At 70.5% G+C, this 22,267-nt stretch carries 23 protein-coding genes and 2 pseudogenes; 16 read left to right on the forward strand and 9 right to left on the reverse strand.

Features of this window, described 5'->3' with window-relative positions:
- Positions 1-46: 46 nt before the first annotated feature.
- Positions 47-747: pseudogene (locus tag A3IC_RS72910) on the forward strand (Tn3 family transposase); the annotation flags it as partial.
- Between the two features lie 72 nt (positions 748-819).
- Here A3IC_RS72910 and A3IC_RS0102965 read toward each other — a convergent pair.
- On the reverse strand, positions 820-1,794 hold the full coding sequence (locus A3IC_RS0102965; protein WP_245599139.1) for a LysR family transcriptional regulator: 975 nt from the start codon (positions 1,792-1,794) through the stop codon (positions 820-822).
- 116 nt (positions 1,795-1,910) lie between these two features.
- Between A3IC_RS0102965 and A3IC_RS0102970 the strand changes: the two genes are divergently transcribed.
- The 3 genes and pseudogenes from A3IC_RS0102970 (at position 1,911) to A3IC_RS0102975 (ending at position 3,676) form a co-directional block, all read left to right on the forward strand.
- Positions 1,911-2,204, forward strand: a complete 294-nt coding sequence (locus A3IC_RS0102970; protein WP_020548577.1) for a DUF1330 domain-containing protein — start codon at positions 1,911-1,913, stop codon at positions 2,202-2,204.
- Positions 2,205-2,327: 123 nt separating this feature from the next.
- Positions 2,328-2,639, forward strand: a pseudogene (locus A3IC_RS72915) (EthD family reductase); the annotation flags it as partial.
- Between the two features lie 155 nt (positions 2,640-2,794).
- Positions 2,795-3,676 carry a PhzF family phenazine biosynthesis protein gene (locus tag A3IC_RS0102975; protein WP_020548578.1) on the forward strand — a complete coding sequence of 294 codons (882 nt, stop codon included), beginning with the start codon at positions 2,795-2,797 and terminating at the stop codon, positions 3,674-3,676.
- A gap of 312 nt (positions 3,677-3,988) precedes the next feature.
- Here the strand turns inward: A3IC_RS0102975 and A3IC_RS0102980 are convergent, their stop codons facing one another.
- Both A3IC_RS0102980 and A3IC_RS0102985 read right to left on the reverse strand, forming a co-directional pair.
- Positions 3,989-4,363, reverse strand: coding sequence for a VOC family protein (locus tag A3IC_RS0102980; RefSeq protein WP_040876040.1), 375 nt, complete (start codon positions 4,361-4,363; stop codon positions 3,989-3,991).
- Between the two features lie 39 nt (positions 4,364-4,402).
- On the reverse strand, positions 4,403-5,278 hold the full coding sequence (locus tag A3IC_RS0102985) for an acyl-CoA thioesterase (protein ID WP_020548580.1): 876 nt from the start codon (positions 5,276-5,278) through the stop codon (positions 4,403-4,405).
- Positions 5,279-5,356: 78 nt separating this feature from the next.
- Here A3IC_RS0102985 and A3IC_RS0102990 point away from each other — a divergent pair, with 78 nt between their 5' ends.
- Together A3IC_RS0102990 and A3IC_RS0102995 are read left to right on the forward strand one after the other, a co-directional pair.
- On the forward strand, positions 5,357-6,577 hold the full coding sequence (locus A3IC_RS0102990) for an MFS transporter (protein WP_191864139.1): 1,221 nt from the start codon (positions 5,357-5,359) through the stop codon (positions 6,575-6,577).
- A 49-nt stretch (positions 6,578-6,626) separates the two neighbouring features.
- Entirely contained in the window at positions 6,627-6,881 is a 255-nt protein-coding gene (locus tag A3IC_RS0102995; RefSeq protein WP_158695782.1) for a hypothetical protein, read from the forward strand.
- A 137-nt stretch (positions 6,882-7,018) separates the two neighbouring features.
- Here the strand turns inward: A3IC_RS0102995 and A3IC_RS0103000 are convergent, their stop codons facing one another.
- The 3 genes from A3IC_RS0103000 to A3IC_RS0103015 form a co-directional block, all read right to left on the reverse strand.
- The gene (locus A3IC_RS0103000) at positions 7,019-7,474 is read right to left on the reverse strand and encodes a GNAT family N-acetyltransferase (protein ID WP_020548583.1); all 456 of its coding nucleotides are present in this window, start codon (positions 7,472-7,474) and stop codon (positions 7,019-7,021) included.
- Entirely contained in the window at positions 7,471-8,439 is a 969-nt protein-coding gene (locus tag A3IC_RS0103005) for a helix-turn-helix domain-containing protein (protein WP_020548584.1), read from the reverse strand. The genes A3IC_RS0103000 and A3IC_RS0103005 overlap by 4 nt, the downstream gene beginning before the upstream one ends.
- A gap of 367 nt (positions 8,440-8,806) precedes the next feature.
- The gene (locus tag A3IC_RS0103015) at positions 8,807-9,124 is read right to left on the reverse strand and encodes a hypothetical protein (protein ID WP_158695783.1); all 318 of its coding nucleotides are present in this window, start codon (positions 9,122-9,124) and stop codon (positions 8,807-8,809) included.
- A 553-nt stretch (positions 9,125-9,677) separates the two neighbouring features.
- Here A3IC_RS0103015 and A3IC_RS0103025 point away from each other — a divergent pair.
- From A3IC_RS0103025 to A3IC_RS0103050, 6 genes are all read left to right on the forward strand, one after another.
- A complete protein-coding gene (locus A3IC_RS0103025; RefSeq protein ID WP_020548588.1) occupies positions 9,678-10,457 on the forward strand; it encodes an enoyl-CoA hydratase/isomerase family protein in 780 nt (259 codons plus the stop codon).
- A 5-nt stretch (positions 10,458-10,462) separates the two neighbouring features.
- Complete coding sequence (locus A3IC_RS0103030; RefSeq protein WP_020548589.1) at positions 10,463-11,359, forward strand: SDR family oxidoreductase; 897 nt, start codon at positions 10,463-10,465, stop codon at positions 11,357-11,359.
- A 233-nt stretch (positions 11,360-11,592) separates the two neighbouring features.
- Entirely contained in the window at positions 11,593-12,732 is a 1,140-nt protein-coding gene (locus A3IC_RS0103035) for a magnesium and cobalt transport protein CorA (protein ID WP_020548590.1), read from the forward strand.
- 102 nt (positions 12,733-12,834) lie between these two features.
- Entirely contained in the window at positions 12,835-13,575 is a 741-nt protein-coding gene (locus A3IC_RS0103040; RefSeq protein WP_020548591.1) for an alpha/beta fold hydrolase, read from the forward strand.
- Between the two features lie 145 nt (positions 13,576-13,720).
- Complete coding sequence (locus A3IC_RS0103045; RefSeq protein ID WP_052173177.1) at positions 13,721-15,034, forward strand: sensor histidine kinase; 1,314 nt, start codon at positions 13,721-13,723, stop codon at positions 15,032-15,034.
- Complete coding sequence (locus tag A3IC_RS0103050; protein ID WP_020548593.1) at positions 14,998-15,648, forward strand: LuxR C-terminal-related transcriptional regulator; 651 nt, start codon at positions 14,998-15,000, stop codon at positions 15,646-15,648. The genes A3IC_RS0103045 and A3IC_RS0103050 overlap by 37 nt, the downstream gene beginning before the upstream one ends.
- A gap of 141 nt (positions 15,649-15,789) precedes the next feature.
- Here the strand turns inward: A3IC_RS0103050 and A3IC_RS0103055 are convergent, their stop codons facing one another.
- Positions 15,790-15,993, reverse strand: coding sequence for a hypothetical protein (locus A3IC_RS0103055; RefSeq protein WP_158695784.1), 204 nt, complete (start codon positions 15,991-15,993; stop codon positions 15,790-15,792).
- Positions 15,994-16,549: 556 nt separating this feature from the next.
- Here A3IC_RS0103055 and A3IC_RS52180 point away from each other — a divergent pair.
- Positions 16,550-17,977, forward strand: coding sequence for a hemolysin family protein (locus tag A3IC_RS52180; RefSeq protein ID WP_020548595.1), 1,428 nt, complete (start codon positions 16,550-16,552; stop codon positions 17,975-17,977).
- Positions 17,974-19,041, forward strand: coding sequence for a hemolysin family protein (locus tag A3IC_RS0103065; RefSeq protein WP_020548596.1), 1,068 nt, complete (start codon positions 17,974-17,976; stop codon positions 19,039-19,041). Before A3IC_RS52180 ends, A3IC_RS0103065 begins: the two co-directional genes overlap by 4 nt.
- A 93-nt stretch (positions 19,042-19,134) precedes the next feature.
- Here the strand turns inward: A3IC_RS0103065 and A3IC_RS0103070 are convergent, their stop codons facing one another.
- Positions 19,135-20,283, reverse strand: a complete 1,149-nt coding sequence (locus A3IC_RS0103070) for an epoxide hydrolase family protein (RefSeq protein WP_020548597.1) — start codon at positions 20,281-20,283, stop codon at positions 19,135-19,137.
- Positions 20,284-20,316: 33 nt separating this feature from the next.
- On the reverse strand, positions 20,317-20,607 hold the full coding sequence (locus A3IC_RS0103075; protein WP_020548598.1) for a hypothetical protein: 291 nt from the start codon (positions 20,605-20,607) through the stop codon (positions 20,317-20,319).
- A gap of 411 nt (positions 20,608-21,018) precedes the next feature.
- On the opposite strand from A3IC_RS0103075, the gene A3IC_RS52185 reads away from it, so the two are divergent.
- Both A3IC_RS52185 and A3IC_RS0103085 read left to right on the forward strand, forming a co-directional pair.
- Positions 21,019-21,540 (forward strand): pyridoxamine 5'-phosphate oxidase family protein, encoded by a 522-nt coding sequence (locus A3IC_RS52185; RefSeq protein WP_020548599.1) that lies wholly within the window; start codon positions 21,019-21,021, stop codon positions 21,538-21,540.
- 54 nt (positions 21,541-21,594) lie between these two features.
- Positions 21,595-22,146 (forward strand): TetR/AcrR family transcriptional regulator, encoded by a 552-nt coding sequence (locus A3IC_RS0103085; protein WP_020548600.1) that lies wholly within the window; start codon positions 21,595-21,597, stop codon positions 22,144-22,146.
- The last annotated feature ends 121 nt before the right edge of the window (positions 22,147-22,267 follow it).

Raw genomic sequence — 22,267 nt, forward strand, 5'->3', positions numbered from 1 at the left:
GCTTCGGTCGGGAACATCGGTACAGCGGCTGGCGCTGAGAACGATCTTGGTGTGCGTGCTGGAGCAGCTGTACCGGGCGCTGGTCAGCCGCGCGATCTTCGCTCCCCCTCGCACCGCTTCTCCAACCCGCGGGCCCGGCTGCTGGACGGCAAGCCGTGGCCGGCGGGGCGCGAGGGCGTACTGGCCGGCCTGAGCCTGGAGGCTCCCGTCGAGGAACATCCGGCGGAGCCGGTGCGGGTGCTGGACGCGGCGTGGAAGCAGATGGCCGAACACCTCGAAGAGGCCGGCGCGGATGCGAAGGTCAGCATCGAGGTGCAGCCCGACGGGCGGGCCAAGCTGAACGTGGACGCACTCGGGCCGCTCGGGGTGCCCAAGTCGCCGGCCTGGCTGCGCAAGCGGGTCGAGAAGATGCTCCCGAAGATCGACCTGCCGGACCTGTTGTTCGAGGTCGACCCGGTCGATGACACCTACCGGCGGCAGATGGGCAAGCAGCTCAGCGTCCAGGAGTCCCGCCACACCCTCGCCCGGGACATCTGCCACGGCAAGCGCGGCACCATCCACCAGGCATACCGGGACGGAATGGAAGATCAACCAGGGTCACTGGGACTGGTGTTGAACGCCGTCGTGCTCTGGACGACGAAGTACATCGACGCCGAGGTCGCCCGGCTGCGCGCCGAGGACAAGGAGATCAGCGATGAGGATGTCGCCCGCCTGTCCCCGCTGAAGTTCAAGAACCACAACGTCGTGCGGGGCGCGGGAGTGCCGCAAGGTCATCGGCCTCGCCACCGCGGAAGTTCGCCTGGCATGACCTGCTGCCCGTCAGTCCGGCAGCCAGTGCAGCTCGTGCGCCAGGGTTTTGGCGACGGCACGGACGCGGCGGTGCAGCGGCGACTGCTCGCGTGGGAGGACCAGGTGGATCGTCAGGCCGGGCGCGCCTCGCAGCGGTCGCCAGGTGAGACCGGCCGGTTGTGCCGTGGCTGCGGCTTCTCCGGCCGGGGCGAGGGTGACCCCGTCGCGCAGGTCGCGCTGAGACATGTCGAAAGAGACTGCGGGCGTGTGGAATCGGGGGTGTGGTCGGGTGTCTCGGAACAGTGCGGACAGCTGATCGTGGATCACGGGATTGGCCGCACGGTCCGGAAGTCGCAGCGGATACGCGGCCGCGTCGGCGATCTCGACCTCCGGGTGTTCGGCCAGCGGATGGTGCTGCGCCAGCTGGACCCCGACGCGCTGACGCCGCAGCAGGAACCGGCGCACGCCACGGCCCGGTTGTTCACCGCGGGTGATCCCGGCATCGATGCGGCCGTCGGCGACCGCGGGGGAGATCTCCGGTGTCGCCATCGGGACCGCGCCGACCTCGAGTCCGGGACTGCTGTGAATCAGCTTGTCCACCAGGGCCGGTGCCGTCTCGGCCCCGGTGCTGAGGCTGTATCCGATGCGCAGCGTGCCCAGTTCACCGGCCGCCGCGCTCCGGGCGGTGTCCCATGCCCGGTCCAGCGCCGCCAGCGCGGGCGGCGCGGACTCCGCCAAAGCCGCACCGGCCGTGGTCAATACGACGCTACGCGTGTTGCGGACCAGCAGGGCCGTACCGAGTTCCGCCTCCAATCGGCGCATCCGGGCGCTGAGTGCGGGCTGTGCGATACCGATTCGGGCGGCCGCGCGGGTGAAGTTCAACTCCTGCGCCAGCACCAGGAAGTACCGCAGGCTGACCGTGTCCGGTGCCACGTGCCCTCCCCGCCGATTGATAACGATCCGTTCTGAGTCTATCCCGTACCGGTCTTTCCCCCGACCGCACATCAAGCCCTAGCCTGCGCGTATGACGATCCAATTGACCGCAGTACCGGTCGGCGGGATCGATCGATCCGGGTGTCGATTCGAAGTCGGACGTGTCCGGCCGAACACAGGAGGTTTCCATGGCCAAGGGCTACTGGGTCAGTGTCTACCCCGCCATTTCCGACCCTGAGGCGCTGACCGCCTACGACAAGCTGGCCGGTCCGGCTGTCCAGGCTGGGGGCGGGCGCCTCCTGTCCCGTGGCGATCGAGTCGTCGCCCACGAGGCCGGAATCACGCAACGCGCCGTGCTGATCGAGTTCGACAGCCTCGAACAGGCCGTCGCGGCATACGAGAGCGAGGCATACCAGAAGGCGCTGGTGGCCCTCCCCGACGGCTACGAGCGCGACTTCCGCATCATCGAAGGCATCGACTGACCGGCGGGCCCAGCCATCGCCGAGCATCCGTCACCTGAAACGCACACGGTGCCGAACGACGACTCACGAGACGAGTTCGAAGCCATGCCCCGCGTCCCAGCAGGTGCGCTGCTCGCGCGCATGATGCCCGGGCGAACTGCCCGCGTGCGGTCACCGCACCGTTGCGGCGCCGGCCTCCCTCACCGAACGCATTCCAAACCCGCCGACCCTGACCACTTCCGCGACCGCTACGTGACCAACCACCTTCCACTGGTCACGAAATGGCCCGGCCTGCTTGCGTGGCGCCACAGCTTCGACGTGGCGGCGACCAAGGGAGAAGCGCCGTATTTCGCGGTCTTCGAAGGCGACTTCGCCGACGCCGCCGCCATGGCCGCGGCGCGGGCGTCGCCGCACGGCCGGCGGGTGGCCGCCGGTGTCGCCAACTACGCCACCGGCGGTGCGGTCATCATCCACTATCCGGTGCAGGACGGCACCGGCCGAGGCAGGACGGTACGCTCCGGGACGCGTTCGGTCGGCCGTCGCGGCCGGGTCCGGCCATCGGCGGAACGCCGTTCGCGGTCGCCGGTTCGTCGAGCGTCAAAGGTGGGCCGATGTCCTGGCCGGATGTCACGGTGGTTGATGCGTGCGTGCGGCGCGACGGCCGGGGCGGCAGCCCCACGGCCGTCACCGACGACGACCCGGCGGCGACGGACGCGGACCGGCGTGCGGTCGCTGCTGCGGCCGGCACCTCGCACGCGGCGTTCCTCGGCCCGGGGCGGACGCCGGACGGTGGCCGGCCGGTCCGGTTCTTCACCGCCACCGCCGAACTGTCCGGCTGCGGCCACGGCACCGTTGCCGCGCAGGCCGTCCGGTTGACCCGCACCGCGCTGGGCGAGCTGAACGACCGCCAACACACCGGCGGGCGCACGTTCGACACCGTCGCGATCCGCCGCCCCGCCGGCATCGAGGTGTGGTTCGACCAGGGCCTCGTCGCGCTGCGTCACCCGGAACCGGACGAGCGCGCCGCGATCGTCGCCGCGCTCGGGCTCACCGCGGACGACCCGCATCCGACCGACGCGCCACGGATCGCCGCGCCCGGCGCACCACGCATGCTGGTACCGGTCCACGACCGGTCGGCGCTGCTCCGAGTCCACCCACACCTCGGCAGGCTGACAGCGGCGTGCCGGCGGTACGGGCTCCTCGGCTGTTTCGTGTACGCACCGCCGGTGGGCGACCGACCGGGTGCGGCGCGGATGTTCGCGCCGGCGATCGGTGTCGACGAGGACGTCGCCAACGCCAACAGCACCGGCTGCCTGGCCGCCCACCTACTCGACACGACAGGGGCACAGACGGTCGCGATCGAGGTGGAGCAGGGTGACAGCCTCGGTCGACCGGCCGTCGTGCTCGCTTCGGCCCGACGCGGGCCGGCGGGCATCACGACCCGGGTCGGCGGGTTGGCGGTGGTCCGCGACGGACACCGAGGCGACAACTAGGCACCGCGTCCCGCTGACGGCCGCCACCGGCAGCCCGAAGGAAGGATGGACCAGACCCGCCCGCACTGCCGCGTCGTCTTCACCGTCTACGAGATGAAGCGCCTCGGCCGCGACGCCGCCGAACTCACCGCACTCGCCGACCACCTCACCGCCCGCGGCCTGGTCCCGGAGATGCTCGCCGGACCCCTGCCCAGCGCCAACCGCTGTACCGATGTTCCCCAAGCCCGGACCCCTACGTACCGATGCCGCCGCGTCCGGGGCCGCTCGGCCATGGCGGCACCGCGACGGCGCGGCGGCGTCGGCCGATGGCGGTCACGGGTTGCGCTGGGTCAATCCGTAGAAGTTGCCCTCGTTGTCGCGGAAGGTGGCCCACCAGCCCCATTCCTGCTGGGCGGGCTTGTCCGGGAAGTCGATGCCCCTGGCGACCAGTTCCCGGTACGTGCTCTGCAGGTCGTCGCACGTGAACAGCACGTTGTTGAGCGAGCCGACCTTCTCCATGTCGAAGCGGTGGCTGAACAGGATCAGCGTGATGCCGTCACCCGGAGCGCGGACCTCGATCCAGCGCGGGCTGCCGGCTTCGCCCATCGGCGTGTCCATGACCTCCTCGAAGCCCATCTTGTCGACCCAGAAGCGCTTCGCCGCGTCCTGGTCGCTGACGTTCAGTGAGACCTTTCCGACCTGCAACATGCGCACTCCCTCGGCAGGCGCCACCGGCCCTCGGCGGCATCACGACCGGTGTTCGACCGGCTCGCCGAACAGTGCCTCCTGACTCACCGTCGCAAACAGCGCGCCCGCCGCGTCGAAGATCCGGCCGTGCACCGTGCCGTGCGCGGCGTGCAGCGTGGTGCCCTCCTGGTCGTAGAGCCACCACCGGTCCGCGCGGAACGGGCGATGGAAGCGAATCGAGTGATCCAGGCTGGCCCGGGGAATCCAGCGCCGGCCCAGGGCCGCGGCGTGCGGCAGTACCAGCGTGTCCAGGATGCTCAGGTCGGTCGCGTAGGCGACGGCGCACGCGTGCAGCAGTGGGCGATCGGGCAGTTCGCCGTCGGCGCGGCACCACAGCGCGTTGTGCGGTGGTCGCGCCGTGGACGTCTCGTCGGCCCAGGTGGGCGGCTCGATGAAGCGCAGGTCCACCGGGTTGCGCCGGACCAACTGCGGCCGGCGCAACGGTCCGTTCAGCGCGTCCAGCCGCTGCGCGAGAGTGGGCAGCGTCGTCGGGTCGGGCACGGTGGGTGCGCTGGGCGCGTGGTCGAACGGCGACTCGGGCCGGGTCACCCGGAAGGACGCGACCAGGTGCACGACCACCTTGTCCGCCTGGAGCACGTCGACCTGACGATGGCTCAGTGTCCGGCCCTGCAGGGTCCGGATGACCCGGTAAATCAGCGGCAGCGTGGAGTCGGCCGGTCGCAGGAACGACGCGTGCAGCGAGTGGGGCACCCGGTCGCCGTCGACGGTGGCCCCGGCGGCGGCAAGCGCCTGCGCGACCAGCCAGCCGCCGAAGACTCGAAAGGCGTCCGGATCAGGGCTTTTCCCCTCGAATAGATCGGACTTGAGTCGGGTTGGCTCAACTTCTTCGACGAATTGGGTGACGGCGCTGCTCATGACTGCTAGTACAGCAAGGAGAGCCGCGACATCGACAACGAGGGGCACGGTGGGCACGTGGCGTGGGGTGCGGTAAAGGTGCTGAGGGATCGCAACGCGGGGCTGTACCTGAGCGGAGTGGTGATCTCCAGCTTCGGCAGCAGCGCGATGTCTCTGGTCGCGGGGGTTTGGGCCAAGACGCTGACCGGTTCCGACAGCGTGGCGGCGTTGATGGCGCTCGGGGTGTTCGCACCGACCCTGCTCGGCCCGCTGCTCGGCGCGGCCGCGGACCGATGGCCGGCCAAACGTCTGCTCCTGGCCGTCAATCTGGTGCTCGCGGCGCTGTTGACCCTCACCCTGACCGTGCGTTCGGGCGATCAGGTGTGGATCCTGTTCGCGGTGATGTTCGGTTACGGCATCGGCTTCGTGCTCCTGGACGCCGCCGAGTCGACCGCGCTCACGGCCGGCGTCGCGCCGGGCATCCTGGGCGATCTCAACGGGATGCGGCTCAGCGCGGCCGAGGGCATGAAGCTGATCGCCCCGCTGGCGGGCGCGGGTCTGTTCGCGTGGTCCGGCGGACACACCGTCGCCCTGTTGGACGCGGGCACGTTCGTCCTCGCCGCCGGCGTCTTCGCGCTGATGCGCTTCGATCAGCCGGTCCGGGCGAAGGCCGAGACCGGGTGGTGGGGGCAGGCCACGGCCGGCGCGGGTTACCTGTGGACGCATCGTCCGCTGCGCCGCCTGGTGTTCTCCGGCGGCCTGGCGATGCTGGTGTCCGGGGTCAGCGGCGGAGCGATCTACGCCGTGGTGGACCGGGGACTCGGCCGCTCACCGGCGTTCGTGGGCGTGCTGTACACCGCGCAGGGCGCCGGATCCGTGGTGGTCGGGCTGTGCGCGGGCACCCTGATCCGCCGGCTCGGTGCGCGCGGGTTCGCGGTGCTGGGTCTGGCGCTGTTCGCGGTCGGGGTGGGCTCGCGGGTGATCGAGTGGCTGCCCGTGGTCCTGGCCGGGAGCGTGGCGATCGGCTTCGGGCTGCCGGCGGTGCACGTGGCGGCGATGACCGTGTTGCAGCGGGAGACGCCGGGGCACCTGGTGGGCCGGGTCGCGGCGACCGCGGGGACGATCATGTTCGCGCCGACGGCCTTCGCCATCCTCGGCGTCGCGGGTCTGTTGACGGTGCTGGACTACCGCGTCATCCTGCTCGGCACGGCGGCTCTGGGCGGCGCGGTCGCGCTGTACTGCGCGGCGGGTCGCGGCGAGCGCGGGCCGGACCGGGAGCCGACGCCGGTGGAGGGTGCGCAGGATTCGCGCCACGTGTGACGCACGCATGTCCTAGGTCGAAGGCTGCTCGCCACCTACGATGATCCGCATGTATGAACCGGCGGAAATCCCGGCTGAGCTGGTTGCCCTCCAGCGGGACCGCGACCATGCGGCCGACGTCGTCACGACGTTCGCGCGCGAGAACCCCGGGCGGCTGGACGCCGAACTGACCCGTCAGTGGTCGGCGGCGGTTCGAGCGGAACGCAACGCCATACACGCGCTGCACGCGCACCCGATGATGGTGCTCGGACCGAACCGGTTCAAGATCATGCGGGCACTGCGCGCCGCCGCCAAGCTGACCTGACGACGGCCCGATCCGAACAGGGGCAAGAAAGCGTCGGACCGGACCGTCGAAGGACGTAGGTTACGCGGCCGCGCCGACAACCGGCGTCGACGTCGCGGACCGGTCCGCGTTCGGCTCCCGGCGTCGGGTGTTCGTGCTCACACCGACAGGCTTCGCTCGAACCGCATGCGGTCCGCGCCGGGGCCGTCCAGGTCCGCGACCGGGCCGTGCACGGTGAACCCCATCGCCGTGTGATAGCGGATCGAACCGGTGTTGACCGGGCCGGTGATCGCGCGCACCACCGTGCGCCCGTCCGCGCGCGCGAGAGCGAAGAAGCGCTCGTACAACTCCCGCGCCAACCCGGAGCGGCGCAGATCGGGCCGGACGCCGGCGAAGTGGATGTACGCCTGGTCCGGGTGCGCGGGCGAGAGCAGCCCGATCAGGAAGCCGCCGAGCCCGGCCTCGTCCTCGGCGACCAGGCTGGTCGGGTGGAAGTGGTCGAGGAACAGGCGGGGCAGCATGCCGGTCATCGGCCGGCCCCACCAGGCGTCCAGGACCGCGACGATGGCGTCGTAGTCGTCGGCGCGGGCGGTGCGGATCAGCGGTGCGGTCATGCGGTGGCGCTCTCGGGGCAGAAGGTCCGACGGTAGTTCTGCGGCGTGGTGCCGCGCCGGCGCAGGAAGTGGTGGCGCAGCGTCGCCGCGCTGCCGAAGCCCGAGCGCTCGGCGACGATGTCGATCGGCAGGTCGGTCTGCTCCAGCAGTTCCTGGGCCAGCAACACGCGCTGCGCGGTGAGCCATTCGTAGGGTGTGGTGCCGGTCTCCTGCTGGAACCGGCGGGCGAAGGTACGCGGCGACATCAGCGCGTGCTCGGCCATCTGATCGACCGTCACCTCCCGGGCCAGGCGCTCCTCCATCCACAGGAGGGTGGCCTGGAGCGGGCTGCCGGAACGCTCGGGCAGCGGCCGCGCGATGTACTGCGCCTGGCCGCCCTCGCGGTGCGGCGGCACGACCATGCGGCGGGCGATCGCGTTGGCCACCCGGGTGCCGTCCTCCAGTCGGACCAGGTGCAGGCACGCGTCGATGCCGGCGGCGGTACCGGCGCTGGTGATCACCCGCCGGTCCTCGACGTAGAGCACGTCCGGCTCGACGACGGCCTTCGGATACAGGCGGGCGAGGCGATCCGTGTACTTCCAGTGCGACGTGCAGCGCCGGCCGTCCAACAAGCCGGCCCGGGCCAGCGTGAAGGCGCCCGTACAGACGCTCATGATCCACGCGCCCCGGGCCTCGGCGGCCCGCAGCGCGGCTAGGAGCAGCGGATCGGGCGTCACGTTCTCGTCGTGCTCGGCGGACGCGGGAATCGCGACCAGATCCGCGTGCGCGACCCGGTCGAGGCCGTGCTCGACGTACAGGTCGTAGCCGGCCTTGGCCCGGACCCGGCCGGGGGTGACCGCGCACACCGCGAAGTCGTAGACCGGGCAGCCCTCCTCGCTCCGGTCGATGCCGAACACCTCGCACAGCACCCCGAGTTCGAAGGGCGCGACCCCGTCCTGAACGATCACGACCACATTGCGCAGCATGTGGCCAGCATGCCGGCAGTCCGGCCGAGATGGCAGGATATTGCGCACATAAGGCAGTCCTGCCACTCGATGCATGTGCAAGCATCGGGCAGTCTTGAGGCATGACAGTTCTGGCGGTTTTCCTGGTGATCACGATGGTTCTCGGTGGTCTGTCGGCCCTGGGCCGATCGGCCGACACGCGCGATCGGGACAAGTCCCGGTCGTGGCACCACTGAACGGCACGCGGGCCCGGCGGCGCTCGGGGCCGACGACGCTTCGGGTGAAAGACCGCGCGCCCGGCCCAAGGGACATGGGCCGGGCGCGCGGTGTGTTCCGGAACGAACGGGAGCGCTCGCTCGCGGAGCGCCTGATCGGGCGGAGCGCTCGATCAGTTGCGGCGCTTGAGTGCCCGCCAGACGAAGAAGATGATGATCGCGACGACGATGATGCCGATGATCGCGAAGATGAACTTGCCGGCCTTCTTGAAGAAGCTCTTCTTCTTTTTCTTGGCCTTCTTCTTGGCCGGGTGGCTCTGCTGCGCCGCGGCCTGGTGCGATGTGCTTCGGGCCGAGGTATCCGCGACCGTCTGCACGCCGGTCGAGGTGAGCACGGTCGACACCGTCGCGGACGAGACCTGGCGCACCTGCGCCTGAGCCGGCGCGGACGCGGCCTGCGCGGGCACGGCGGTCAGCACGGCCGCGAACACCGCGAGCAGGATCGGACCGGCGAGACGCCGGAGAAGACGATGAACCATCTGACAAGCCCCCATTTCAACCCGCGGAACACACGCCTCGCGGTATCGCCATGGCCCCGTGGTGGACCGATAGGCGCGCGAATCTACCCGACACGCCGGTGTCCACGCGCCACGAAGGGTCAAGATTTGGTTCGGAGCCGACCCATGCGACACGTGTCAACGACCATTCCGGTACGCTGACGATTCATCAGGTTGTGGCAGCCCGGTTGCCGGTGAGGGGTGACCGGGCTTCCCAATCCCGCCCACCCGCCTCGCGGGCGCGGCCACCGCCCGAACCGCATCCGGTGGCGGCCCACGGCGTCACCGGACCACCGCGTTGCCGTCGCTGTCGACCCGCCCGGTCCAGCCGCGGTCGCCGGTCTCGATCCCGCGTCCGATCCACATCCGGTGGTCCGCCGCGCCGCACACCGCGGGTCCCCTGCCGGTTGTGATCTTGCCCGCTTGGGGTCGTCGCGGTCGTCGTGGGTCTCGATTCCTGCGCGGCGTTGGGATATCCCAGGGTGTCATGGCGGACAAGGTGCTTCTCGACTACGACGGACCCATCGCGACGATCACGAACAACAACCCGGACAAGCACAACGCGTTCGACGACGACATGGATCAGCTGCTGTGGCAGATCCTCGGCGAATTGCGGCAGCGGCCCGAGGTGCGGGCGGTGATCTGGCGCGCGGAGGGCAGGTCCTTCTCCTCCGGGCGCGACGTGTCCTCGATCGGGGGTCACCGGGTCGAGTTGACGCACCATCAGCTGATGACGCGTGGGCATCGCGGTGTGCAGCAGTTGTTCGAGTTGGACGCTCCGGTGCTGGTGGCCTGCCAGGGCTGGTCGATCGGCGCGTCCTTCCAACGCGCGCTGTTGTGCGACATCCGGGTGGCCGCCGAGGGCGCTCGGTTCATGCTGCCGGAAACCACGCACGGGGTGATTCCGGACACCGGCGGCGTGGCTCGGCTCCACCAGATCTGTGGGCCCGGGGTGGCCGCCGACATGGTGCTCACCGGCCGCCCGATGCACGCCGCCGAGGCCTACGCGCACGGCATCGTCTCGCGCGTGGTGCCCGCCGCCGAACTGGACGCCACGGTGCGCGAGATGGCCGAGCGAATCGCGGCCGCGCCGGCGGTGACCGTCAAGATGGCCCGGCGCGTACTCGGCCACCTCGCCGAACCCGCCGTGCGCGCCTCGATGGCCGAGGAACTGATCGCGCAGACCTTCGTCAACAAGTCGGACGACTACGCCGAGTTCCGCGCCGCCCGCGCCGAACAGCGGCCCGCCCACTACACCGGGAGCTGACCCCCATGACCGAGGCATCCGACGGCATCATCGGCCTGCCCGAACCGCCCGCCCTGGGCGCCGGCGCGCTGCCGGCCGGGACCTACGCGGACCGTACGGTGTTCGTCACCGGCGGCGGCACCGGCCTGGGCAAGGCGATCGCGATCGAGTTCGCCCGACTGGGCGCGAATCTGGTGGTGGCCAGCCGCAAGGAGGACCATCTGGACGCGGCCCGCGAGGCACTGACCGAGGCCGGCGCCAAGGTGCGGACCGTGGCCTGCGACATCCGCGAGCCGGCCGAGATCGCGGCGGCCTTCGACGCGGCCGTCGACGCGTTCGGGCTCCCGGACGTGCTGATCAACAACGCGGCGGCCAACTTCCCGGTGCCGGCCGAGGAGATGTCCCCCAACGCGTGGCGCACCGTCGTGGACATCACCCTCAACGGCACCTATTTCTGCGCGCGCGAGTTCGCCCGCCGACACCTGGCGGCCGGCACGCCCGGTTCGATCGTCAACATCGGCGCGTCCTACGCCTGGACCGGCGGCCCCGGCTTCGCCCACAGCGCGGCGGCCAAGGCGGGCGTGAAGAACATGGTCGAGACCCTGGCCGTCGAGTGGGGCCCGTACGGAATCCAGGTCAACGGCCTGGTCCCGGGCCTGTTCCCGCACGAGGACATGACCGCCGACATCAAGGGCAACCTGGCCGGCACCCACGACAAGGATCCGTGCCAGCCCGCGATGCGCGTCGGCCGACCGCGCGAACTGGGCTGGGCCGCGACCTTCCTGGCCTCGCCCTACGCGCGCTTCATCTCCGGCCACACCCTGGTCGTGGACGGTGCCAACTGGCAGCGCCGCGGCCTGGTCAACCCGCCGGTGGTCACCGTGCGGCAACAAATGGGCAAGGGCCCGTTCGAGCTGCCGTAGGCCCCATCGGTCGCTCCGCCGGCAAACGCCCCGGCGCTTCGACACTTCGGTGCCGCGCCCCCGGCAGGCCGGGTTCTCCGGTTCGCCGGTAAGCAAACCGCCATATTGCATAAATCCGTGATATCTGCGCGCAAAGATGGACAATACGTTGGTCGGGTCGGTCGCGATTTCCCGGCGCGACCGGCCCGAGGTCACGTCCGTGCTGTTCGCCGCCCAGTGTCTCGGAGCCCCGCATGTCCGATCGGCGTCTGCCCTTCCGCGCCCGCAGACACGGTGCGAGCGAACCCCCCGAACCGCCGGAGCGCTCGATGGACCCGCGGGCGGCGGACTCTCCGGAGCCGCCGCCCGTCGAACACAGCCTGATCGACGCGGCGATCTACGTGGACGGGGTACGGGTCGCCTCGCCGAGCACGCTCGCCGACACCTACCGCGAACTGCACGTCCGGCCTGGCGCCATGGCCTGGATCGGCCTCTACCGCCCCTCCGAGAGCCAACTTCTCTCCGCCGCGGACGAGTTCGACCTGCACGCGCTGGCCATCGAGGACGCCATCGTGGCCCACCAGCGGCCCAAGCTCGAACGCTACGGGGAAACGTTGTTCGTGGTGCTGCGCGCGGCCCGCTACCTCGACGACCTCGAGGAGGTCGACTTCGGCGAGCTGCACGTCTTCCTCGGTGCCAACTTCGTGGTCACCGTCCGCCACTCCGAGTCCCCCGACCTGCGCGCGGTCCGCCGCTGGGCCGAGGACCGGCCCGAACTCCTGCGCCAGGGCCCGGAAGCGGTGCTGTACGCGATTCTGGACAGCGTCGTGGACGCCTACGCCCCGGTCGTCGGCGGCCTGCAGAACGACATCGACGAGATCGAGGCGGAGGCATTCCTCGGCGCCCCGAACGTGTCCCGGCGGATCTACGAACTCTCCCGCGAGGTGATCGAGTTCCAGCGCGCGACCCGCCCGCTCCTGCTCATGCTCACCGACCTGTCCACCGGTTTCGACAAGTACCACGTGGACCAGGAGCTGCGCCGCTACCTGCGCGACGTCCAGGACCACGCGACGATCGCCGTCGAACGCGTGGTCGGCTTCCGACAACTGCTCGAAGGCATCATGCGAGTCAACGCGATCGTGGTGACCCAGGCCCAGAACGAGGAGATGAGGCAGCTCACCGCGGCCAGCAACGCGCAGAACGAGGAGGTCAAGAAGATCTCCGCGTACGCCGCCATCCTGTTCGCACCGACCCTGATCGGCACCGTGTACGGGATGAACTTCGACGACATGCCCGAACTGCACTGGACCCTCGGCTACCCCTTCGCGGTCGGCCTGATGGTCGTGGTCTGCGTCGTCCTCTATCTCATCTTCAAACGCCGGAACTGGCTCTGAGCAGCACACCGGAGCGGAAACCTGTCGCGTTCTGTCAGGTATGCCGTCCAGGATCGTTCTCGCAAGGACGACGCAAAAGAACACCACCGGAGGAGCTCCACCATGGCGCACATCGTTCTCGTTCCCGGTTACTGGCTCGGCGCGTGGGCCTGGGACCGGGTGGCCGAACCGCTGCGGGCCGCCGGGCACGACGTGCTCGCGGTGACCTTGGCGGGCCTGACGGACGAGGCCGCCGACGCCGCCGGCATCGACCTCGCGGCGCAGACCGACGCCCTGGTCGAGGAGATCACCTCGCGCGACCTCACCGACGTGGTCCTGGCCGCCCACTCGGGTGGCGCTTTCACCGCCTACGCGGCACTGGGGCGGATCCCGGACCGGATCGCCCGGATCGTCTACGTGGACTCCGGCCCGGTGGCCGAGGGCGTCTCGCTCCTGGACCTGACCGATCCCACCGACCGGGCCCGGATCGAGGCCGAGGTGGCCGAACGAGGCGACGGTCGATACACCTACCCGTGGGATCCGACGAAGGCGCCCGAGATGCTCGACGGACTCACCCCCGCCGACCTCGAGATGTTGCGCACCCGCGCGGTGGCGCAGCCGTACGCGGTCGCGGCCGGTGGCGAGCGGGTCGGCGACCCGGCCCGGCTCAAGGTGCCCGCGCACATGATCACGTGCCTGTACCCGGCCGAGCAGGTCGAGGCCATGATCGCGCAGGGGCACCCGTTCATGGCCGAGTTCGCGCTGGCCGAGGACAGGAGCGTGCACGGACTGCCGACCGGTCACTGGCCGATGTTCTCCCGCCCCGAGGAACTGGCCCGGTTGTTGTCGGACATCGCTTCCTGAATTCGAGCGCGGAGCCGGCAAACCGGTGCGCGGGGGTGGGTTCAGCCCCACCCCCGCGCGGGGTGCCTCCCCAGTGACCTGCGCGCTCGTCGCCCGACACACTGGTGCAACCAGCAGCGCACGGTACATCCACGGGAGGACCCTCATGAGCACGCTCACGCCGCACAGCGCCGATCCACCGGCAAGGGGTCGGTGGTTGGGCCGGGCGCTGCTGTCCGCCTGGCGTGGCTTCGTGCTGGTCTTCCTCTCCGTACCGGCCCTCGCACTGTTCATCACCTGCGTCGTGTTCATGGCACTCGTGCCGCTGGGCGTCGGCCTGCTGTTCTTCTTTCCGCTGATACTGCTGCTGCGCGCCACCGCCAACCTGACCCGGACCGCGATGGGCTCGTGGTCCGACGTCCCGATCGCGGTCCCCTACCGGCGGTTGCCGCAGGGCAGGGGCGTGACCGGGCTGTGGCGGCGGACCCGGCAGGCGATCACCGAGGGGGCCACCTGGCGGGACCTGCTGTGGGCACTGTTGTACCTGCCGTCGAGCCTGCTGCTCGCGTGCCTGCCGATGATGCTGATCGTGAACGGCCTGCACGGCGTGCTGATGCCCTTCCTGTGGGAGGTGGCCTACCGACACGTCGACCCGCAGTGGTACACGTTCATCAAGGTGGACAGCTCGCAACGGGCCGGCCTCGCGCTGCCGTGGGGCCTGGTCCAGATGATCGCCGGCCTGGCCCTCGCCCCCTGGTTCGCCCGAGTCAACGCACTGTGGAACCGGTCCCTGCTCGCCCCCACCAAGGAGGCCGAGTTGGCGCTGCGGGTCCAGCACCTGACCGAGAGCCGGACCGACGCCGTGGACGCCTCGGCGGCCGAACTGCGCCGGATCGAGCGCGACCTGCACGACGGCGCGCAGGCCCGCCTGGTCGCGATGGGCATGAACCTGGGCGCCGCGGAGGCGCTGCTGAGCACCGACCCGGAGGCCGCCCGCACGCTGCTCGCGGAGACCCGTGCCGCCTCCGCCAAGGCCCTGCACGAACTGCGCGACCTGGTCCGGGGCATCCACCCGCCGGTGCTCTCCGACCGCGGTCTGGGCGACGCGGTGCGCGCGGTGGCCCTGGAGAGCCCGCTCGACGTCAACGTCAACGTCACGCTGCCCGCCCGGCCCGAGCTTCCGCTGGAATCCGCGGCCTACTTCGCGGTCACCGAGGTGCTCACCAACGCGGCCAAGCACTCCGGCGGACAACACGTCGAGATCGATCTGACCTACGTGGACGGCAAGTTGCGGATCACCGTCACCGACGACGGCGTCGGTGGTGCCGACCTGATGAAGGGCACCGGTCTGCGCGGCATCGAGCGGCGACTCGATACATTCGACGGAACGCTCGCCCTCGACTCCCCCGAGGGCGGCCCGACGACTGTGATCATGGAGCTGCCGTGCGACTTGTCCTCGCGGAAGACCTCGCTCTCCTGAGGGACGGGCTCGTCCGCCTGCTCCAGGCCCACGGCTTCGAGATCGTCGCCGCCGTGGACAACGGTCCCGAACTGCTCAGGGCCCTGGTGGAACACAAGCCGGACGTCGCGGTCGTCGACGTCCGGCTGCCGCCGACCTTCACCGACGAGGGCCTCCAGGCCGCCCTGGAGGCCCGTCGGCGTGTTCCGGGGCTGCCGATTCTGGTGCTGTCGCAGTACGTCGAGCAGCTGTACGCCCGCGAATTGCTCGCGGACGGCACCGGTGCGGTCGGCTACCTGCTCAAGGATCGGGTGTTCAACACGGACGAGTTCGTGGACGCGGTCCGCCGAGTGGCGTCGGGGGGCACCGCGATGGACCCCGAGGTGATCTCGAAGCTGCTCGCCCGCAATGTGCGGGACAAACCGCTGGCGCAGCTGACACCGCGCGAGCGCGAGGTGCTCGAGCTGATGGCCGAGGGCTGTTCGAACGCGGCCATCGCGGGGCGGCTGTTCGTCTCGGAGGGTGCGGTGAGCAAGCACACCACGAACATCTTCGCGAAGTTGTCGATCGACACGTCGGACGAGACGAATCGGCGCGTACTCGCCGTGCTGGCCTATCTCAACGGGAGCAACTGACACGCAGTCGACGGGGCCGGGACGCTTGTGGCAGGCCGGGGAACCTCCGACGAAGGCGACCGGACGAGGCAGTCGACCACACGGGCGATCGGTGGAAACGCTCTCACGACGGACGACCGGGTCGGGTCGCCGCGCGGGCGGTCACGAACCGGTGGTCAGCCGCAACAACCGGTCCCGTTCCTCCTCCACGATGCGCTGCGCGCGCAGCACGACGGCCTCGGGCACGCCGTCCGGCAGTTCTCCGAAATCGCGGAATCGGCGGAGGTCGCGTGGACGAACACCGGTGATGTCGTAGGCCTTCAACGCGGCGAGCGACACGGCGTAGTCGTCGAGTGTGCGAGGCATGGTCTCCTTCTCGCGCGCTGGGAGGTCCGATGCGGGCACCTCGGGCGAGCCGGCGTCGGCCGGATCAGGGCTGCTGTCGTACACGCTGCCCCCGTCTGATGTTGTCAACGTCATTGCGGCGGTGCAGGTTCCCGGTACCAATCTTCCGGACGGGAAGGCGCGGGTCGCTCCCCCGTACGGATGAACTTCACGACGCCTTCCGCAGGAGGCGCCGCACTTCTGTACTCCCCTCGCCACAGCGCACGAGCCGCACGCACTCGACGAAGGCTGATCACCACACGGTGTTCGAGGAAGCACAGATTGTCATGACGCGGGGCACAAAGCCAAGCATCTTTTGCTACCGGTTCGAATCCGACGCCTTTCGCACGGTTCCGCGCCCGGGCCCGGGGAACAAGCGCGCACGATGATACGTTCGGCCTGGTAAGTGTTTTGACCCTGAATTGCCCGTTGAGCAAGTCGAACAAGGAGCGTGCGTGTCCGCCCAAGAGACGGACCCCCCTAGTACCGGTCCCTCCCGAGACTGTGATCGAAGCCGCGACGTCCGGGAGGCGGTCTCATGACCGCGGCTCTGGGCATAGCCGCGATCGTCGTGCTGACCCTCGGTACCGGTTTCTTCGTCGCCCAGGAGTTCGCCTACGTGGCGGCCGATCGCAGCCTGCTGCGCCGCCGTGCCGAATCCGGCGACAAGGCCGCGGCCCGGGCGATGACGGTGATGGGGCGACTTTCGTTCATGCTGTCCGGTGCCCAGTTGGGCATCACCGTGACGGCCCTGCTGGTCGGCTTCATCGCCGAACCCGCGCTCGCGGCGGTGATCTCCCCCCTCCTGGACCTGATCGCCGTCCCCGACGGCGTGGTCCCGGTGATCTCGCTGATCCTCGGCTTCGCGGTGGCCACCGCGATCCAGATGGTGCTCGGTGAGCTGGTCCCCAAGAACTGGGGCATCGCCGAACCCGAACGGGTGGCGATCCTGCTCGGCCGACCCACGCTGGTCTACCTCAAGGTCGCCGGCCCGCTGATCCGCCTCTTCGACACGCTGGCCAACCGCATCGTGCGGGCGATAGGCATCGAGCCGGTCGAGGAGCTGCACGGCGGCGCCACCACCGAGGAACTCGCGCACATCGTCGACGAGGCCGGCCGGGACGGCGACCTCGACCCCGCTCTGTCCGGGATCCTGCGCCGCGCGATCGCCTTCGGCGACCTGACCGTGGATCAGGTGATGGTGCCGCGTCCGGACGTGGTCCGGGTGCGGGCCGAGACCACCGCCGCCGAGTTGATCGAGCTGGTCGCCGAGTGCGGCCACTCGCACTATCCGGTGGTCGGCGAGCGGGTGGACGACGTACTGGGCGTGGTCGGGGTGGCCTGCCTCCTGGAGGTGGCGCCCGAGGACGCCGCGCACGTGAGCGCCGGGTCGATCGCGCGCCCCGCGCTGCTCGTCCCGGACACCGCCGGGCTGGCCTCGCTGCTCGAACAGCTACGGGCCGCGCACGAGGAGTTCGCGGTCGTGCTGGACGAGCACGGCGGCCTGGCCGGGATCGTCACCTACGAGGACGTGGCCGAGGAACTGGTCGGCGAGATCGCCGACGAGAGCGACGACGAGGACCCCGTCGACACCGAGCCCGAGGACGGCTGGTGGCGGCTGGACGCGGGGCTGCGCGTGGACGAGACCGAGCGGATCGTCGGCGCGGAGCTGCCGGACGGCCCGTACGACACCCTCGGCGGCCTGGTCATCGCGCACCTGGGCCGACTGCCCGAGGTGGGCGATCGGATCAGGGTGCCCGACCCCGACGAGGTGCGCGCCGGGCGCACGCCCGACGAGGACGACGAACCGATCCGCTACACCGAGATCGAGGTGCTCGAGGTCGAGCGGCACGTGCCGGCGCTGGTCCGGATCCGCGTACTGACCTCGGCCCCCGCGTTCCCCCGGGACGCTTCCGAATGGAGCGCCGAGGGGCGCTCCAAGCGCAACACAGAGGTGACCGCATGACCCCGTCCCTGGCCTCCGGGGGTGGCCTGGGCTCGCTGGAACTGGGCCTGTGGCCGGCGCTGGCCGTCACCATCGCGCTGCTCGTGGGCAACGCGTTCTTCGTCGCGGCCGAGTTCGCGATGGTGGCCGCGCGCCGGCATCGCCTGGAGGCGCTGGTCGCCGAGCGCAAGCGCGGCGCGAAGTCGGCGCTGGCCGGCGTGCGCGAGCTGTCGCTGATGCTGGCCGGCGCCCAGCTCGGTATCACCATGTGTTCGCTGGGCCTGGGCATCGTCTCCGAACCGGCCATCGCGACCATGCTCGACCCGCTCTTCGACGCGGTCGGCATGCCGGCCGCGGCGGGGCACGCGGTGGCGTTCACGATCGCGCTGGTGGTCGTGGTGATCCTGCACATGGTGCTGGGCGAGATGGCGCCCAAGTCCTGGGCGATCGCCGGCCCGGAGAAGGTCGCGCTCGTGCTCGCGCCGTCCTTCCGCGGCTACACCCGGGTGGTGCGGCCGCTCTTGCTGGCGATGAACGGGGTCAGCAACGCGATCCTGCGGCTGGCCCGGGTCGACCCCAAGGACGAGCTGTCCCATCCCAAGGACGCGGAGGGACTGCGCCGCCTGGTCGGCGAGTCCCGCCGACTCGGCCTGATCGACGGTTCGTCGCACGACGTGCTCTCCGGCACGCTGCGCACGCACACCGAACCGCTGGCCCGACTGGTCGTGCCGACCGCCGAGATCGACTCGGTGCCGGCCGACGCGGGACCGGACGAGATCGTCGCGATGTCCCGGCGCAACGGCCGCAACCGGCTGCTGGTGCGGAGCGAGGACGGCACGCTGTTCGGCGTGGTGCACATCCGCAAGGTGCTCACGTCGCGCACCCAGAGTTCCGGCAACACCGCCGGCGAGTTGGCCACTTCGGTGCTCACTCTGGGCGTGGACACCCCGATCCAGCGTGCCGTGGCCGCCCTTCAGGAACGCCGCGCGTCGCTGGCCCTGGTACACGCCGCCGACGGCACCCTGCTGGGCCTGGTCGGCCTCGACGACCTCCTGGGCAGCGTCCTGGGCGCGAGCGCGGCGTAGCGCGCGACGCGCGAGGTCCCGCCCGACTCCGGTCGCGGCGGGGCCTCGCGCCCGACCACCCCTCCCGTGCCGCCGGGGTCGAAGTGGCCCGGCTCAGCCGCGGATCAGGCGGAAGAAGCGGCGGACCTCCTCGACGAAGGTTTCCGGTTGTTCGAAGGCCGCGAAATGGCCGCCTCGGTCGAGTTCGTTCCAGTAGCGCAGATCGGTGAAGCGGTTGGCGGCCCAGCGGCGCGAGGAACGGATGATCTCCCGCGGGAAGATCGAGCAGCCGGTCGGGACGCCGACCTCGGACAGGTCGGGGTCGCGGTAGCTCTCCCAGTACAGCCGGGCCGAGGACGCGGCCGTGTCGGTGAGCCAGTACAGCATCACGTTGTCCAGCATGTGATCGCGGGACAGCACGTTTTCCGGATGGCCGTCGCAGTCGGTCCACTGCTGGAACTTCTCCACGATCCAGGCCAGTTGGCCGACCGGCGAGTCGGCCAGCCCGTAGCCGAGCGTCTGCGGCCGGGTGGACTGGATCTTGCTGTAGCCCGCACCCCACTCGGAGTGCGTGCCCAGGTCGGCCAGCGCCTGCCGTTCGGCCGGCGTCGGATCCTTCATCGCCTCCGCGTCCGGCATCGCCACCGGCATGTTCAGGTGGATGCCGAGCACATGCTCGGGGTCCTGCCGACCGATGGACGCGGTGACCATCGACCCCCAGTCGCCGCCCTGCGCGCCGTAGCGCGGGTAGCCCAGGTCGGCCATCAGCGCGGCCCACGCCCGGGCGATCCGGTCGATCCCCCAGCCGGTCTCGGCCGGCCGGTCACTGAAGCCGTAGCCGGGCAGCGAGGGCAGCACCACGTGGAACGCGTCGGCCGCGTCGCCGCCGTGCGCGGTGGGGTCGGTCAACGGGTCGATCACGTCCATGAATTCGACGATCGACCCGGGCCAGCCGTGGGTCAGGATCAGCGGCAGCGCGTCCGGATGCCGCGAGGGCGCGTGCAGGAAGTGGATACCCAGGCCGTCGAGTTCGGCCTTGAAGTGGGCATGGGCGTTCAGCCGCGCCTCGGTCTTGCGCCAGTCGTAGGTGGTTCGCCAGTACTCGGCCAACTCGCGCGTATAGGCCAGCGGGATGCCCTGCGACCAATCGTCCACCGGCTCGGCCTCGGGCCATCGGGTGCGCGCCAGGCGCACCCGCAGGTCCACCAGGTCGGCGTCGGGTACGTCGATTCGAAACGGCGTGATGTGCGACGGGGTGGGCATCGACCGGCAACTCCATCCGTGGCGGCGATCGGTTCACGGAGACGATTGCGGGCCACGACCGTCGTCGACGATCGGCGCGACCGGGTCGGGGCTCCTGTCGTGCGTCTCCAGGTTGGTACTCAACCCGATCACCAGGGCCCCGCACCAGAGCGCCGCGACCACGGACAGCACGAGTTTGGTCATCGGCGTCCATCGGGTGACCATCCACATCAGCACCGCGCCGATCGGCGGCAGGACCACGAGCAGGAGCAGGATCCACCGCTGTTTGGTGAACCAGGGGCGTTCGTTCTCGATGCGCCGCTGCCGGTGGCTGGTGCGTATCACTGGTTCCGCCCCCTAGGGACACCCGACGGACCGCCCGCGGGTGGGTCGCACGACGTCTGCCCGGCCGAGCGCGGCTCAGTCCCGCCGGATCGCGGGCCGGCCCGACTGGGCGCACCGGGTTCCTCCCGCGTCGACGCGCGTGCTCGGCGTGGGGCCGAACGGGTGAAGTCCGCGCCGGAAGTGCCCGGTCGGCTTCCGTCCGGGCCCGCGGACCGGACAGGTTGTTGATTTCGTCCGCCTCCGGAAGGCCCCGATGAACCGTCACCTCCGCACCGGGGTCACGACCGGGCCCTGCCCGGATCATGCCGCCGGCCTCGTACGACTTCCCGTCGGGCCTTTAGGGTCGCGCGCGTTCACGACAGTATGGGCGGTGACGTGCCGGGCCGTCAGGACGAGACAGGGGTTGCCGCCATGACCGATCTGGATACCGCGGCCCCGGCCTTCATCGCCATGGCGCACTCGATCGTGTGGGCGTCGATCGCCACCGTGGACAGCGCGGGTCGGCCGCGAACCCGGATCCTGCATCCGTACTGGGTGTGGGAGCACGGGCGGTTGACCGGTTGGGTGGCCACCGCGCCCACCCCGACCAAGCGCGCGCACATCGCCCGCAATCCGTTCGTGTCGTGCAACTACTGGTCGCCCTCACACGACACGTGCGCGGCCGAGTGCCGCGCGGATCTGCTCTTCGAGCCGGAGATCCGCGAGCGGGTGTGGAATCTGTTCCGGGACACCCCCGAGCCGCTGGGCTACGACCCGGCCGGGATCGGGGTGCCCGGCTGGGAGCACCCCCTGTCGCCGGGCTTCGCGGTGATGCGCCTGTCGCCGTGGCGGCTGCGGATCTTTCCCGGCGCGGTGCTTCGGGGCGGGGCCACCGAGCCGGTGCTGACCTGGCAGGAGCCGCGACCGGAACTGACGCCACAGGGTTCCAACTGAATCCATCGGGTAAATAATGAGACATAGATGTCTCACCTGGGCTAGAGTTGATCCATGCCCACCGACAACGAGCACGTGCTGCGCGCCGCCGTCACCCTGCTGCTCCGGCGACCCGCGTCGTCCATGGACGAGATCGCCCGAGCCGCCGGGATCAGCCGGGCCACGCTGCACCGGATGTTCCCGGGCCGGCCGGCGCTGATCGCCGCGCTCGGCGCGCAGGCGTCGGCGCAGATCGGCCGTGCGATCGACGCCGCCGACCTGACCGCCGGCGAGGACGTGCCGGCGGTGCTGCGCGGTCTGGTGGACCGCCTCATGCCGTGCGCCGAATATCTGGCGTTCCTGTACGGGGAGAGCTCACTCGTCGGTGATCCGGGCCTGGAGCAGGCCTGGAGCGTGATGGACGAGCAGGTCGCCGCCGCGGTCCGGCGCGGCCAGGAGAACGGCTCGATGCGGGTGGACCTCACCGCGCAATGGGTCTCCGAGGCGCTGTTCTCGTTCGTCGCCGCCGCCGGCTGGGCGGTCCACGAGGGCCGGCTCGCCGGCCGTGACGCGGCCCGCTCGGTGGCCGAACTCCTGCTCGGCGGCGCCGCCCGCCGCCCCGGCTGATCCGGGTCCGGCGCGAATCGGCCTCCGCGGCCCGCCCACGCCGCCGCCTCGGCGCCGGCAACCGTTCCACCGCGACTCCCCGGCTGCTCCACACAGCCGACCCGTCTCTTTGCTTGGAATC

The organism is Embleya scabrispora DSM 41855 (assembly GCF_000372745.1).
GTDB lineage: Bacteria > Actinomycetota > Actinomycetes > Streptomycetales > Streptomycetaceae > Embleya > Embleya scabrispora.

Excerpts from the sequence above, each read along its gene's own strand:
- A3IC_RS0102965 (WP_245599139.1), bottom strand. The coding sequence starts at position 1,794 with ATGTGCGGTCGGGGGAAAGACCGGTACGGGATAGACTCAGAACGGATC.
- A3IC_RS0102970 (WP_020548577.1), top strand. The coding sequence starts at position 1,911 with ATGGCCAAGGGCTACTGGGTCAGTGTCTACCCCGCCATTTCCGACCCT.
- A3IC_RS0102975 (WP_020548578.1), top strand. The coding sequence starts at position 2,795 with ATGTCCTGGCCGGATGTCACGGTGGTTGATGCGTGCGTGCGGCGCGAC.
- A3IC_RS0102980 (WP_040876040.1), bottom strand. The coding sequence starts at position 4,363 with ATGTTGCAGGTCGGAAAGGTCTCACTGAACGTCAGCGACCAGGACGCG.
- A3IC_RS0102985 (WP_020548580.1), bottom strand. The coding sequence starts at position 5,278 with ATGAGCAGCGCCGTCACCCAATTCGTCGAAGAAGTTGAGCCAACCCGA.
- A3IC_RS0102995 (WP_158695782.1), top strand. The coding sequence starts at position 6,627 with ATGTATGAACCGGCGGAAATCCCGGCTGAGCTGGTTGCCCTCCAGCGG.
- A3IC_RS0103000 (WP_020548583.1), bottom strand. The coding sequence starts at position 7,474 with ATGACCGCACCGCTGATCCGCACCGCCCGCGCCGACGACTACGACGCC.
- A3IC_RS0103005 (WP_020548584.1), bottom strand. The coding sequence starts at position 8,439 with ATGCTGCGCAATGTGGTCGTGATCGTTCAGGACGGGGTCGCGCCCTTC.
- A3IC_RS0103025 (WP_020548588.1), top strand. The coding sequence starts at position 9,678 with ATGGCGGACAAGGTGCTTCTCGACTACGACGGACCCATCGCGACGATC.
- A3IC_RS0103030 (WP_020548589.1), top strand. The coding sequence starts at position 10,463 with ATGACCGAGGCATCCGACGGCATCATCGGCCTGCCCGAACCGCCCGCC.
- A3IC_RS0103035 (WP_020548590.1), top strand. The coding sequence starts at position 11,593 with ATGTCCGATCGGCGTCTGCCCTTCCGCGCCCGCAGACACGGTGCGAGC.
- A3IC_RS0103040 (WP_020548591.1), top strand. The coding sequence starts at position 12,835 with ATGGCGCACATCGTTCTCGTTCCCGGTTACTGGCTCGGCGCGTGGGCC.
- A3IC_RS0103045 (WP_052173177.1), top strand. The coding sequence starts at position 13,721 with ATGAGCACGCTCACGCCGCACAGCGCCGATCCACCGGCAAGGGGTCGG.
- A3IC_RS0103055 (WP_158695784.1), bottom strand. The coding sequence starts at position 15,993 with ATGCCTCGCACACTCGACGACTACGCCGTGTCGCTCGCCGCGTTGAAG.
- A3IC_RS52180 (WP_020548595.1), top strand. The coding sequence starts at position 16,550 with ATGACCGCGGCTCTGGGCATAGCCGCGATCGTCGTGCTGACCCTCGGT.
- A3IC_RS0103065 (WP_020548596.1), top strand. The coding sequence starts at position 17,974 with ATGACCCCGTCCCTGGCCTCCGGGGGTGGCCTGGGCTCGCTGGAACTG.
- A3IC_RS0103070 (WP_020548597.1), bottom strand. The coding sequence starts at position 20,283 with ATGCCCACCCCGTCGCACATCACGCCGTTTCGAATCGACGTACCCGAC.
- A3IC_RS52185 (WP_020548599.1), top strand. The coding sequence starts at position 21,019 with ATGACCGATCTGGATACCGCGGCCCCGGCCTTCATCGCCATGGCGCAC.
- A3IC_RS0103085 (WP_020548600.1), top strand. The coding sequence starts at position 21,595 with ATGCCCACCGACAACGAGCACGTGCTGCGCGCCGCCGTCACCCTGCTG.